The organism is Virgibacillus tibetensis (assembly GCF_036026595.1).
Taxonomy (GTDB): Bacteria; Bacillota; Bacilli; order Bacillales; family Amphibacillaceae; genus Virgibacillus_P; species Virgibacillus_P tibetensis.
Genome location: NZ_JARZFX010000001.1, coordinates 493183 through 506944, shown reverse-complemented (window position 1 = coordinate 506944; position 13762 = coordinate 493183). Strand labels below are relative to the sequence as shown.

14 protein-coding genes and 1 riboswitch are annotated in these 13762 nt (G+C 35.5%); of the genes, 1 reads left to right on the top strand and 13 read right to left on the bottom strand.

All coding sequences use genetic code 11. The features are described 5' to 3' along the window. Positions 1-117 precede the first annotated feature (117 nt). From QGM71_RS02870 to QGM71_RS02850, 5 genes are all read right to left on the bottom strand, one after another. Complete coding sequence (locus QGM71_RS02870; RefSeq protein ID WP_327605999.1) at positions 118-912, bottom strand: metallophosphoesterase; 795 nt, start codon at positions 910-912, stop codon at positions 118-120. A gap of 145 nt (positions 913-1057) precedes the next feature. Further along, the gene (locus QGM71_RS02865; protein WP_327605998.1) at positions 1058-1372 is read right to left on the bottom strand and encodes a hypothetical protein; all 315 of its coding nucleotides are present in this window, start codon (positions 1370-1372) and stop codon (positions 1058-1060) included. A gap of 11 nt (positions 1373-1383) precedes the next feature. Next, positions 1384-1950 (bottom strand): CPBP family intramembrane glutamic endopeptidase, encoded by a 567-nt coding sequence (locus QGM71_RS02860; protein ID WP_327605997.1) that lies wholly within the window; start codon positions 1948-1950, stop codon positions 1384-1386. After that, positions 1937-3481, bottom strand: a complete 1545-nt coding sequence (locus tag QGM71_RS02855; protein WP_327605996.1) for a RecQ family ATP-dependent DNA helicase — start codon at positions 3479-3481, stop codon at positions 1937-1939. The genes QGM71_RS02860 and QGM71_RS02855 overlap by 14 nt, the downstream gene beginning before the upstream one ends. A gap of 1 nt (position 3482) precedes the next feature. Further along, positions 3483-4544 carry a helix-turn-helix domain-containing protein gene (locus QGM71_RS02850; protein ID WP_327605995.1) on the bottom strand — a complete coding sequence of 354 codons (1062 nt, stop codon included), beginning with the start codon at positions 4542-4544 and terminating at the stop codon, positions 3483-3485. Between the two features lie 167 nt (positions 4545-4711). Between QGM71_RS02850 and QGM71_RS02845 the strand changes: the two genes are divergently transcribed. Beyond that, complete coding sequence (locus tag QGM71_RS02845) at positions 4712-4963, top strand: ferredoxin (protein WP_327605994.1); 252 nt, start codon at positions 4712-4714, stop codon at positions 4961-4963. Positions 4964-5095: 132 nt separating this feature from the next. Here QGM71_RS02845 and QGM71_RS02840 read toward each other — a convergent pair whose 3' ends face one another. The 8 genes from QGM71_RS02840 to resB all read right to left on the bottom strand — a co-directional run bounded on the left by QGM71_RS02840 (position 5096) and on the right by resB (position 13738). Then, positions 5096-6277: a hypothetical protein gene (locus QGM71_RS02840; protein ID WP_327605993.1), complete on the bottom strand. Its 1182-nt coding sequence runs from the start codon at positions 6275-6277 to the stop codon at positions 5096-5098. Further along, complete coding sequence (gene sigX / locus QGM71_RS02835) at positions 6277-6810, bottom strand: RNA polymerase sigma factor SigX (RefSeq protein WP_327605992.1); 534 nt, start codon at positions 6808-6810, stop codon at positions 6277-6279. The genes QGM71_RS02840 and sigX overlap by 1 nt, the downstream gene beginning before the upstream one ends. A gap of 102 nt (positions 6811-6912) precedes the next feature. Next, positions 6913-7428, bottom strand: coding sequence for an ECF transporter S component (locus QGM71_RS02830; RefSeq protein WP_327605991.1), 516 nt, complete (start codon positions 7426-7428; stop codon positions 6913-6915). A 5-nt stretch (positions 7429-7433) separates the two neighbouring features. Next, a complete protein-coding gene (locus QGM71_RS02825) occupies positions 7434-7850 on the bottom strand; it encodes a DUF4430 domain-containing protein (protein WP_327605990.1) in 417 nt (138 codons plus the stop codon). A 187-nt stretch (positions 7851-8037) separates the two neighbouring features. After that, a riboswitch (cobalamin riboswitch) is annotated at positions 8038-8220 on the bottom strand. Positions 8221-8274: 54 nt separating this feature from the next. After that, complete coding sequence (locus tag QGM71_RS02820) at positions 8275-10038, bottom strand: ATP-binding protein (protein WP_327605989.1); 1764 nt, start codon at positions 10036-10038, stop codon at positions 8275-8277. After that, positions 10038-10754, bottom strand: coding sequence for a response regulator transcription factor (locus tag QGM71_RS02815; RefSeq protein ID WP_327605988.1), 717 nt, complete (start codon positions 10752-10754; stop codon positions 10038-10040). Before QGM71_RS02815 ends, QGM71_RS02820 begins: the two co-directional genes overlap by 1 nt. A 116-nt stretch (positions 10755-10870) precedes the next feature. Next, positions 10871-12058 (bottom strand): c-type cytochrome biogenesis protein CcsB, encoded by a 1188-nt coding sequence (gene ccsB / locus QGM71_RS02810; protein WP_327605987.1) that lies wholly within the window; start codon positions 12056-12058, stop codon positions 10871-10873. Between the two features lie 36 nt (positions 12059-12094). Continuing rightward, positions 12095-13738 carry a cytochrome c biogenesis protein ResB gene (gene resB / locus QGM71_RS02805; RefSeq protein ID WP_327605986.1) on the bottom strand — a complete coding sequence of 548 codons (1644 nt, stop codon included), beginning with the start codon at positions 13736-13738 and terminating at the stop codon, positions 12095-12097. Positions 13739-13762: the final 24 nt, after the last annotated feature.

Genomic DNA, 13762 nt, shown 5'->3' with positions numbered 1-13762 from the left:
TTCTGTATGATAGAAACAGGGAATTTATTTCTTTATACACTATATGCTTTATTCGTGATTGTTGAACTTTACATAAGTATTTTCGTTTAATTAGTATGGCGAATTTCAGTCTGTATATTATCCTTGTTCGCTATGGTCGTACACGTCGTGCATAAAAGTAATGACGTGACACTCAGATTTTGTTCCCAACCGAAAAGGCAACCAGGTGTAACCATATCCTTCACTAATTAACTTAATGGTATATCCGTCTTTTTGAAAGCTGCCCTTTTCATATGGGCCATATCCCATCAAGCGAATCTGTCCGCCATGTGTATGTCCGGATAAAACAGTATGTATACCGTATTGATCTTCCTTATCCATTTCGTCGAAAGAATTAGGATCATGTGTTACTAATATAAAGTAATCGCCTTTTGCGTTTTCTTTAGCAAGATCGATTCTTGCTTCTCGATGTCTGGAGCAGTCTAGTCCCAACAAGCTGATAACTTGTCCGTTAGCAGAAATATCCCGGCTCTCATTTGTTAATACCGTTACATTTTCTTTTATTAGTAAAGAGTATAACTTATCCGGTGAAGACTCATAATCATTATTTCCCCAAATAAAATAAATGGGAACGTTCCATTTGGCCAGCTTTTGGATATTTTCTCTAGTTCGCTCTAAAGGAACGCCTTTTTCAGTTAAATCACCACCAATAATTACTATATCAATCGAATTTTTAATCGATTTTAAAGTGGCTTCCTCAATAGTACGAGTATGGATATCCAATATAAAAAATATCCGAAAGCCTGTAAAGTTATCGGGCAGCCTTTTATCATATATCGTTTTATAATTAATCGTATCACGATGTGCTAGATAAAACATATAAAAAGACAGCAAAAGCAATGATACTGACATTCTAATTATAAATCTCACCATATATCTTCTCCTTCTGGTTGTCTGTCTGCACACATCACTTTCTTGATGATACGACAGATAGAAACAGATTCCATCTATCCGCTTTCTATAAAATCTTATACTACTTCAGGGAAATTATGTGCTCCATTATTCGCTGCCCAGATATTCAATTACTTAATATGGTGATTATTTCATCTGCCCATAAGTAATAAACACCTGTTAATACAAGCAAAAGAAGTATAATTACTATCAAAAACCGGAGTAGAGGGCGACTTAACTTAATCTGGGTTCGTTTCTTCTTTGTACCATGTACTTCCTTCCTGGGAGGTAGTTCTAATATATCAATCTCTCGTTCATATACTACTTCGTCATCTAAGTTCGCTTGTTGACTAGGTCTTCCCTTTTCTCCCTGCTGAACTTCACTTAACAGTTTCCTTAGTTCTTCTGCCTGATCATCACGTTCTGTGGCTTTTTGGCTCAACTTAAAACACCTCATTTTTTAAAGCGTATAATTAACCCTAGTAAAAAGTCTACTATAAAGTGGGCAGTTATTGTTACTAGTATGTTTTCTGTTATTTCAAATAGATAACCAATATAAAAACTTACAAATAATATAGAAACAAGTAGAAAAGGCTTTTTTAGATATCTGAAATGAACGAGGGCAAATAGGATACTTGCAACTATATACCCAAAATTTGTTTGTATAACGCCTCTGAACAAAATCTCTTCTGAAACAGCAACGAGCAATGAGATAACAAAGATATATCCAATAGATTGATTTCTGAAAATTCTCTCATTAATTCCCCCATCGTCATAATACTTCTCAGGGACTAGGAGGATTAATATCATATCAATCAATACAATAAGAAAACCAGGTAAGACACCGTAAAGTATAATTTCTGCAGGTTTCCAATCCAAGTAATATAACCATTCTTCCATACTTTCAAAAAAGAAAATACTTAAAAATATTCCTAGAAGTAAGAAAATAAGTTGAGACAGCATTAGTTGTCTTTTTAATTCCTCATCTGACATTAATTTTATTAGCTCATTTTGCTTCATTAGTTACTCCGATTAACAATAAATTTTTAAGTTTACTCTCCCAACTATCAGCTGTGTACTTTAATATCTCTGTTTCCTTGGGTTTCCACTCCCTCCATGAAAATCCACAATTACTGCAGCACTGATATTTAGGATTGCTGTACGAAGGCTGAAATCCTTTATACAGATGTTTTCGAAGACACCCTTCCTCATGAATCCATTCTAGCATTTCTTTTAATTTATTTTCTTTTGCTCGTAAACGTTTAAGAGCAAGTTTAGTTATTTCATTGTAAGCCAGTTCCCAACTTTTTCTATTATAATTAATTGTATTACCTATAATCATACCATTTTTTTCAAATTGGTAGCACAAAAATCGCCACTGAATTTCATTAACACCCATTAAATTTTCAATTTTTGATTCATTATCAGGCAATTTCCCCTGGACTACATATAGATGATACAATTCCTTAAATGCCACATTAATTTCCTTTGCAGATGGCAATTCCTTATTTATGATATTTTTGGGAAGGTATATGTCGTTTTCCGAAAATAGCAGTATACTAACGCTTGATTGCCCATCTCTTCCCGCTCTGCCTACTTCCTGTATATATGCTTCCAGTTGTGGGGGAAGGTGATAATGTATGACCATTCGAATATTACTCTTATTAATACCCATACCAAAAGCGCTTGTACAACAGATAATATCTAGTTGATCATTCATAAACTGTTGCTGAATACTTATGCGATCTATTTGTTCCATTCCTCCATGATAAAACGAAATTCTTTTTGAAGGTAATTTTTTAGAGAGAATGGCGGAAACCTTTTCCGAGGCTTTCCTGCTAGAGAAATAAATTAATGTAGGAGTACGGTAAATTAATAGTTTCTCAGCCATCACAGAAATCTTATCTTGGTCATTCGCAACTTTTTGTATATTGAAAGTTATGTTGTCTCTGTCCATCGGATATATGTGTTTTATCATATTCGGTTTATCTAATGCATTCACAATATCAAGTTGAACTGTTGGTGTAGCAGTAGCACTGAGGGCCATTACAGTTGGATTATTCAGGAATTTTATAATTGCATTTAATTTTAAGTAATCAGGTCTAAATTCATGCCCCCATTGAGAAATGCAATGCGCCTCATCAACTACAAATAAACGAATGTTAAGCTGCTCCAATTTTTGTTGTAATTCTTTTTTTTGTAGTAATTCTGGAGAAACATAGATTAATTTGTATGTGTGCAGATTTTTATAAACTTCTTTTCTTTCAAACGGGGTCATGAAGCTATTCAGGGCTACAACTTCTTTAAAATTTATTGCTTTTAATTGTTTAACTTGGTCGATCATTAGAGATATTAATGGAGATACTACAATCGTAACACCATCTAATAATTTCGCAGGCAATTGATAGCAGATTGACTTGCCTGATCCTGTAGGCAATATACCTAATACATCGTTGCCATTCATCACATCCTGGATTATCTCTAACTGTCCTGTACGAAATGAATTGTATGTAAAGTGTTGCGTTAAACTGGTCTCTAGGATTGATTGCATTTTAATCACCTGATTCAAGTAGATTTTTGGCTGAAGCCAATACTAAGCGAATTTGAAAATAACTGATATCTCCAGCCACCAACTGTTTAATAGTTTTTAATTTAAACGAACTTGTAGCATTAAATGCTTTCATAATTTCCTTTTGGTAGTGTTTAGGAACATAATTAGTTAAAGGAAAGTCCGGATCATATAAAGCAATTTCCACGATATGATCATAAATCGTGTTGTATTTTAATCCTCTAATCTGTGCAATTTCTTCAATAGTACAGGCTTTTTTTAAATAAAAATAAGTAGTATTAGCAGAGTGTGTGATTAGAGCAGTATGAAATATGTCATTAATTATAAATGACATAAATTTATAATTATCTCTTTCTTGCTGGATAAAGTGCAACATGCGGTGAAACATTCCTGTTAATACAAGTTTTACATCCACATTCGTCATTTGATACTTATCAGCCAACTGATTAATACTTTTTCCATAATTTCTATATCCGGTTAATCGCTCGACAAATAACTCAGCTTCTTGATTAGAGAAATGACGCAACAGACTTCTCAATTCGTTATAAATAGATGATAATAACCGGGCTTCATGTACCTTCATTTCTTTATAATGGAATTTTACCCATTTTTCAACTGATGAGTTTTCAATTACTGGTATAAAAGCGAAATTACTTTTTTTACTGTTGGTCAGTGTTTGTATGAGTAATGTTAACCGCTCATTATATACTTCTGCTGTATTGCTGTAATGAAGTCCATTATAATAATCCAGTGGTAAATTTGAGCTGTTTCGTTCTAACCATTCTTTTCCTGATTTAGTAATATCATAAGCCGATTTTTCCTTTTCCTGGAGTAAGCCAAGTTTGTCCAGCTCATTGATTTTTTTGTCAAATACAGGTTTTGGCAGGTTCTTAAATATACCGTAAAAGTCTTCTAGTTCGAACATTCGAATATCCTGTATGGTTTGTATAGATTTCTTCCCACTGACTATGTGAAATATTGCGGCAGCTGTACGTTCCGTTTTTATCCTTGTACTGCATGTAAGAATAATTCCTTCAAATAGCACCTGCAAGGTACCTCCTCTACGTAGGATTTGTACTAATTGTGAACTTTTTATATCCGATACAAGCTGAAGTACAAAAAAAAGGCTGTTGTCAGTTATCCTATATTGTAAAACTGGTTAATCAGTTTTACAATGAACTCAGGGGTAAATCCTCTAAGGAGGTATATTGTATGCCAAAGTACACAATTGTGGATAAAGAAACATGTATTGCCTGCGGTGCTTGTGGTGCTTCTGCGCCTGACATATATGATTATGACGATGAAGGAATAGCTTATGTCGTTATAGATAGAAATAAAGGAACTTCTAGCATTCCGGATAACCTGGAAGAAGATGCGATTGATGCATACCAAGGTTGTCCAACCGATTCAATTAAGCTTTCGAATATGCCTTTTGATGGTGATCCTTTGAAATATGAGGAGTAAACCGCAGTCCTTACTGATACACCATATACATGTTCTACTCTATACTAGAATGTGAAGATATAAAAGTCAAAAGTGTTTTAGAAAATAAACTATTTTCTAAAACACTTTTACTTAGCGCTTTTGTTCATTACCTTAATAAATAGGGTTTACTGCAGCTGGTATACGAATAGATTCGTCTATATTGTAAATACCCAATTGATCGTTTGTTATATTTTCAAATCGTACAAAGTCATACCCATAACTTCCTGCAGTCATTAATATTGCCTCAATCATTGTAGCGTTTTCTTGATCATTTGTTAAAGTTGTTTCTTCAGATAATGTTATAACAAGTTCGCCATCCATACTTTCGGTTGAAAATTCAATATAATCAGGGACTGTTTGATAAACGTCGAATGATTCTTCTGTATTTTTCAACTCATTTAGTGCTTCATGAATTGTGAATTGCTCATAATTTGGAATGGGGACCAACAAGTTCTTTGCCTTGGATTTATATAATTTATAAAAAGCTTCCCCTATTGGTTCAATAGCCATTTCCTTAAAAGAACCAAGTGACCCAAGATCTGCTTCCTCATTATCTTCAGTTTCAAAAGTAACCTTTTCTATACCATAAGGACTAAACATGGTTGTCAGCATCCGATTGAATATATATTCCCTGGTCGATCCATGGCCTATAGAAAAATCTTCTGGTAAATCCATAACTACCTGTTCGTTAGCCTGGTCTATGATAAATTCAATTCCTTCGAATAAGTAATCCTGTTCATTCACCCCAGATTGTTTTATGTGACTCTCTAGTTGATTATAATACGTATTAAGATCCTCAGTCTCAGGTAAAATAATAGATAAAGGAATGACATACTGTTGCTGATCATCTGTAATTGCGGCGTGAACTATTAGAGATTGATCATCCGCTTTTTGCAAGACATAACTTTCTGGACCTGGTTCCGTCTTAGTTATTTCTCCTTCATCTTCATCAGAATCAGCAGATTCCTCCATATACAGATTGTTTTCATTTAATTCTTCTATTATACTTTCACTACCTGATTCCTGGCGTAACATATCGGCAGAATCTTCGCTTGTTTGAAAGTTATTACTTGTATTAAAAAGGGTAGGAATCATGATAATTAAAATAGTAACAGCAACTAAAGTAGCGAATAAGGGCACGACTTTTTTGGTTCTCTGTTTCTTTCTGCCCCGAGTTTCTAATTGGGAAGAGATGCTTCTATATAAATCATTTTTATCTGTATCATCTTTTACTGTTGGCATTTGTTTTAATAGATCTATTACATGCTGGTCTTCTCTGTCTCTATTCTTCATTACTGATCTCCTCCCCTCTCCTGATCGTCTAAAAAAAGATTCTTCACAGCTTTCAAGCCTCGATGCTGGGTGGTTTTTACTTTGCTGACACTAAAATTTAGTATATCTGCTGTTTCCTGAATGGAGAAAGATTGGATATATCTTAGTATCAGCACGCTCTTTTGATCAACTGTACATTTATCTAAATAAGTATAAATTCTCGAAAGTTCTTCATTTTGAATAGCAACATCTTCGGGTAAAGGTTTACTGTCCTGAATATGCTCTCCTTTTTCACTCCAATCAAAGAATTCAAGTATTCTTTTTCTTTTTCTGCTTTGGGAACGGAAATAATCAATGGTAACATGCCGTGCAATTGAAAACAGCCAGGTTTTTTCACTGCTCTCCCCTTTAAAGTTCTCATACGATTTTAAAACCTTTATATAAACTTCTTGAATAAGATCTTCAGTTAGTGGTTTGTCTTTTACCATATAAAAAATAAATTGGAATAAATCCTGGTGGTATTTGTCATATAAATCCTCGAACATGACCTTCATAAAGATCCTCCGTTCACCTAAATAGTCGTTTGCTGGCACAAGAATGTTACACTTTACTTTCTATTTAACTATAAATTAGAAAAAGAAAAAATACCAACTTATTTAGCTGGTATTTTGAATCGTGAATCGTTTGTCTGCATACTTTTTAAAAAAATGAGCTATTAATGGATAAAGAATAATTATAAAAACAGCATTACCTATAGCATGATTGGTATCAAATGGCAGGCCAGCAAGGTAGTAAGGAAGGAATTTCCCAGTTATTTGATAACTCGTCAGAGAGATTAAAAAGCCGTATAGATATCCGCTAAAGACAGCAAATATAATAATGACCAACAGGGGTTTCCTTCCTGGGATTTTACCTATCAAACCACTCAGTAATCCAATCAGTGACCATGATACTACTTGCCAAATTGCCCATATACCCATACCCAGCATCATGTTGGATAGGAATGTTGTTAGAAATGCTAACACAACAGCAGCAAATGGGCCGAGAATCAATCCACAAATAATTATTAAGGCTGTTACAGGTTGAACACTTGGTAAAAAGGAAAATGTCACCCTTCCAACAACAGCAAGTGCTGCAAGTAATGCAATTAATGTTAATTTATAGATATTCACCTAAATCAATCCCAGGCTTGTAAATCAAAGGTTACCTTGTCTCCAGGAGTTAATTCATATTCCTGAGCACCCACTAGCGCCGCTTCATCATTCACAAAGTACATCCATGCTCTTTGCTCGTCCTCTTCAGGTTTAACACCTTCAATGGAATTGATAAAGCCACCTTCCTCTTCAATCTCGAAGTTTTCTTTCATAACTTCCATTAAAATTGCATTTTCTTCAATTGTAATTTCCTTTTCTGTAATTACTTCTTCGCCTTCATTTTCTGAAATAGTGATAACAACTTCTTCACTTTGCTCTTCTGCCTGGTTATTTTCCGATTGTTCTGGTGCATCTTCCTGGCTCTCATTGTCTGTACCACAAGCCGTTAATAGACCAACAACTACTAATAATGATGCTAAGCGTAAAATCCATTTATTCATTTTCCAACCTCCAGTTATTGTTTGTTCTAGTGTTAGGAATGTAGCATGTTGGAACCGTAAAATACAAATCCACATAATAAAAAAGACTAGCTCCCTTGAAGAGCCAGCCTTTAAGACAAACGAAACATAGTTAAACTTTTATGCATATATGTATCCGGTTGTCCCAAACGCTCATATCCTCGAAGCATTGAAACAGTGGGTAATGGCAGGTCTACTGACTTATGATAATTACCTACTTTAAGCCCTTCCCATATGACAAACATACAGTGGTTACATGCTTATTTCGTATATCAATTACAGTTGCGAGGACAGCTCCAGCTTTTCACTGGATTCCCTTTTAAGTTAATACACCATTTCCCAAATAATTACATTCAATTTTAAGTACATTTTACATCATATCATATTCTGATTGAACGAAACAGATTTAACTATGCGTGTGTGGTATTTTAAAACTAAAAGTAGTCCCCTGATAAAGTTTACTTTTTACAGTAATTATTCCGTTATGAGAATCGATAATATTCTTTGCTATTGCTAAACCTAAGCCAGTGCCTTTTTGCTTATTTCGTTTCCTTGACTTATCAGCCTTGTAGAAACGTTCAAATACAAATGGAAGATCTTCTTCAGGTATACCACTTCCACTGTCTTGAATATCTACTTGAATTCCATTTTCATTACAAACCACATCAACCTTCACATACCCATTTTCATCTGTATGGCGAATAGCATTATCAATTAGATTTGTGAATACCTGTTCTATTCTATCTGGGTCGAATTGTGCTGTTGAATTGGTTACATTGGTTGATAATGTTAATTGTATTTTGTTTTCCTTAGAAATCCCAGTAAATTTTTTCAGTATTCTCTCCACATAAAGGACAACATCTATTGTTTCTAAATTAAGCTGTATATGTCCTGCCTCCATGCGTGCCAAGTCCAGTAATTCATTAACAAGTCGTCCCATACGCAATGATTCTTCATGAATAATTTGTGCCAGTTGATTTTTTTCTTCTTTGCTTTCAGCTATATTATCAACAATTGCTTCACTGTACCCCTGCAGCATTGATATTGGAGTTCGCAATTCATGAGACACGTTAGCAATAAAATCTTTACGCAACTTATCAAGGCGTCTCTCTTCGGTCATATCTCGAATGACCGCTACTGCTCCCCTAACATAAGATTGATCGTATAATGGAGTCATCAACATTACATAACTTCTTCCTTGTAAACTTAATTCATGAAGTGCTTCAGATTCTCCACTTATTACTTCTTGAAGAATCTTATTTAAATCACTGGGCAACTTTCTTTTTTCTCCTGACACTTTAACATTGTTTTCAAAGTACCAATCCTCAATAAAACGCTCTGCCGGTGGATTAGTTACTATCATATCACCATTCCTATTCAAGGTAACCACGCCATCTGCCATAGAACTGACAATCCCAGAGAGTTGTTCTTTTTCTTGGTGCAGAGCGTTAATATGAAACTTCAGCTGCCTTCCCATCCGATTAAAAGCCATGGCCAATTCCCCAATTTCATCATGCGTCAAGATGGGCACTTTCGTGTTGAATTCGCCTCTGGTCAGATCAAAGGCGGCCTCGCGCATTTTGATTAGAGGGGAAGTAATTCGAGTCGATAGAAAAAAGGCAAATATTGTTGTTAATATAATCGCGATTCCAGCTGCAAGAAATATAATTTTAGTAGTTTCAGCTTTCGTTTGATCGACTACGTCTAAAGATTGGTATACAAAGATAGCTCCTCTACCATTTCCAATTGGTGTACCTACAATCATTGCCTCTAAATCGCTTCCAGGAATAACTATCTGTTCCCTCACTTCTTCGTTGGATGTTAACACACCCGCTAAACCTTCGTCTTCTTCCAACCAATATTCTTCTAATTTTGACAAGCTTTGATTGCTGCTTTCAGATACCCATAACTCTCCATCATCAAAAATAATGGCAACTCTGCTGGCAGAATCCTTTACTCGTTCAGTTGTCTCCAAAACCAAGGATTTATCCTCATGCTGCTCTACTAGTACGGAAACTTTAGTAGCTGTTTGCATCATGTCTTTTTCTGCTTCTTGAATATGGAAATTTTCGAAGAATTCCAGTAACAATATAGTTAAAATAAATAATACGAAAGAAACAAGCAATAATATAGTAATTGCGAGCTTACCAACAACGCTACGCCAGAACATTACTCATCATCTACCTCAAATTTATATCCTACGCCCCATACAGTGACAATCATTTTTGCAGCTGCTTTGGATACATTATTTAGCTTCTCACGCAACCTTTTGACATGTGTGTCAACCGTTCGTAAATCTCCGAAAAATTCATATTGCCATACCTCTTTAAGTAAATGCTCACGATTAAATACTTTATCAGGAGATTTCGCCAGGAAACACAGCAATTCGTATTCTTTCGGGGTAAGGCTTACTTCCACTCCGTCCGCAGTTACGCGGTGTGCATCATGATCAATCGCTATATGAGGGAATACAAGTATGTCCCTTGTAGCAGAATTTGCTTCGTTAAACGAAGATGTAGATACTCTTCTTAGTAGTGCTTTAACACGAAGAATAACTTCTCGGGGACTGAAAGGTTTGACGATATAATCATCCGCACCAACCTCAAATCCTTGAACTCGATTAGCCTCTTCTCCTTTAGCTGTCAACATAATAATTGGAGTTGCTTTTTCTTTTCTTAACTCTTGGCAAACTTCAATACCATCCATCTCCGGCATCATGATATCCAACAGGATAACATCATAATCATTATTAAGTGCACTCTCCAATGCCTCGGAGCCATTTTCAGCTTCTTCAACAATAAAGTCTTCCCGCTCCAAATACATACGTATTAACCTGCGGATTCTATCTTCATCGTCTACTACCAGTATTCTTGCGTTTGTTTCCATCTAAGCTCCCCCTCTTAATTGAAGTTATATAAAGTATAAACTACCTGCACGTGAAAGTATAAGAAAACAAGATACCATTCATCAAAATGGTACCTTGTAAAAGAACTATTTAATGTCTATGCATATGAATGCAGTCCTGCTAATACAAGATTTACAACAATTAGATTAAACATAATGATAGCAAATCCGCCAACTGCCAGCCAAGCAGATTTCTCTCCATGCCATCCTCGTGACAGTCTTAAATGTAAAAAGGCTGCATAGAAAAACCATGTTATTAACGCCCAGACCTCTTTCGGGTCCCATCCCCAGAATCTATCCCAGGCAATTTGTGCCCATATCGCCGCAAATATTAATCCCCCTAATGTAAATAAAGGAAAACCAATAGCTACTGCACGATATGTAATCTCATCCAAAAGGTCAGGTTTAGAGGATTTAAGTAAAGGCTGAATAGCAGCGCCAACACGTTTTCTTAGTATAAGACGCGTAAGACCGTAGATGACAGAACCAGTAAGGATTGACCATATCAACGTATTAAATTTCCTCCCTGAATCTGCACCATGCATCCATGCAGGTGTTTCGAACCACGGTTGCATCGCACCTTCTGTGACGAGCGCTCCGTCCGTCGGACCAGCAATTGCTGGTAAATGATACTCCGTGGTAATAGTACGGTTATCCAATGGATATTCGAATGATGCGTTATAATTCATCAGATTAAATACCGTACTAATGACGATAAACCCTATGAAAAGGAACAATGTATATAACACTAATTCCAACCATGCAGTTCTTTTACTTTTAACAGATTGATCAATTTGTCTAATCAAATAAATTAGTCCCGTAACAAAACTAATTCCAAGTATACCCTGAGATAAGGAAACAGTCGTTACATGTATATATAACCAGTGACTTTGTAACGAAGGAACTAATGGCGACACCTCTGTAGGGAACATACTTGCGTAAGCTATAATAATAAGCGCAACAGGTAATGCGAATAGCCCCAGAACAGTTAATCTATAAATAAAGTAAAGAATTATAAACGCTATAACGAGTGACATTCCCAAAAAGGTCATAAACTCAAACATATTACTTACTGGGGCATGTCCACTAGCCATCCACCTTGTTATAAAATAAATCAGTTGTGCTATAAAACCAATAATTGTAAGGGTTATTCCAATTTTTCCGGCTATATCTTTCTTTGAAATGGAGCGCTTATCTTTAATTGTAAAACCAAAGAAGAAAGTGGCTACCAAGTAAAGTATAAATGCCGAATATAAAGCCGTACTGCTCATGCTAATTAAACTCATGCAAATCCTCCTGACATGTTAAAACCTTCTTAATAACTATTCGTCCAATTCCTGTTGATCTTCTACCATTTTAATAGTGGTACCGGCTATTGCCTTTTCTATTTCACTCTTAACCCCAAACCAGTTCTTATTAGTATGAGCAGCTAATAGTACACCTTTCTGTTTTGGATGGATCCAAATCCTTCTATGCTGCCAATACATTCCCTGACTAACACCAATCATAAATATAGCAGCACCTATAATGAAAAGCGGCAGCGTATAATCTACTCTTACAGTTAACCCACTGACATTATGCATTTCAAAATCTTCTATACCCGCTTTGTATTGATTTTCACCAGTAGCATCAATGTTTCTTCCAATACCTATGAAACTAACCTCAGGTGTCACTTCACCTGGGGGATAAATCAAAAGGACAAAAGCTGGATTTCTTGGGTAGTTAGTTTCAGAAGCAGGCTCTCCATTATCATCCAAGTAATAATCAGGATAATACTGATCTACCACAACCCGAAATCCATTGTCCAGTTCATAATCGGATTCAGGAGAAGTTAGATTAATCGTAAATGAATCCAAAGCTTCTTCCTCACTATCATTTGTTTCGTGTATCTTAAAAGACATATTAGTGAATTCATTCAATTGATAACCTGCTTGATATAAAGTGTAACCATCAAATTTCAACGGTTTATTCATTCGAATATCACTTTCAATAATTTTTTCAAGCTCTGGTTCGGCACCCGCTACCTCTGATTCATGTGCTTTATAGATAATAACATCAGTCTGATAATTACTAGGTACCATTTCTCCTTGTTTTGCTAATGAATCTTTAAAACGTTCATCATTTTCATCATGTGTTTCTAATAAGAAACGTTTGTTTTCTATATAATACTCCCCATCAGTTCCAGGAATAACCAGTTGTTGCCCTTCTCTTACCCACACATACTCGTCCATATATAGTAGGGGCGTGAAACGTAACATCGCGGCTAATAATATAACAATTAATCCAATATGGTTTACATAAGGTCCCCATCTGGAAAATCTGCCCTTTTCTGCTAGGATATGCCCATCTTCATCTCTGATCTTATAACGCTGTTTCTTTAATTTTTCTTTAACTTGCTGTATTTCTTCTTTACTTACAGACTCTGACTCACTATATAATCTTTGGCGATTAATAAATGTTTCGTGTCTTTTTGCTTTTTGTAACTTTAATGCTTTGTATAAAGGAACTACTCGGTCAATACTGCAAATTACCAACGAGATACCAATTAAAGCAATCAGTATCATATACCACCAAGAGCTATATAAATTATGAAATCCTAATTGATAAAAAATAAGTCCGAAAATACCATATCGATCTTCATAAAAGATTGCAGGATCACGTGATGCTGCGTCTGCTGGTATGTACATTTCCTGGGGGAAGATAGATCCTACTGCCGAGGCAATCAGTGTGACAACTATTAGCCAAACCCCTACTTTAACAGAAGAGAAAAAGCTCCATATTTTATCAATAATTGATTTATTGTATGTTTGTGATCTTCGGGCACTACCATCATAACGCATATTCAGCAGTTTCTTCTTATCATTACCATCAATATGCTGATTCCCTTCTATAGGCTTACCACACGCTTCGCATAGAACTGTTCCCTCGGGATTTACGTGTCCACATTCACATTTTATTTTATTCATTCAAATCCCTCACAATACAAGTAG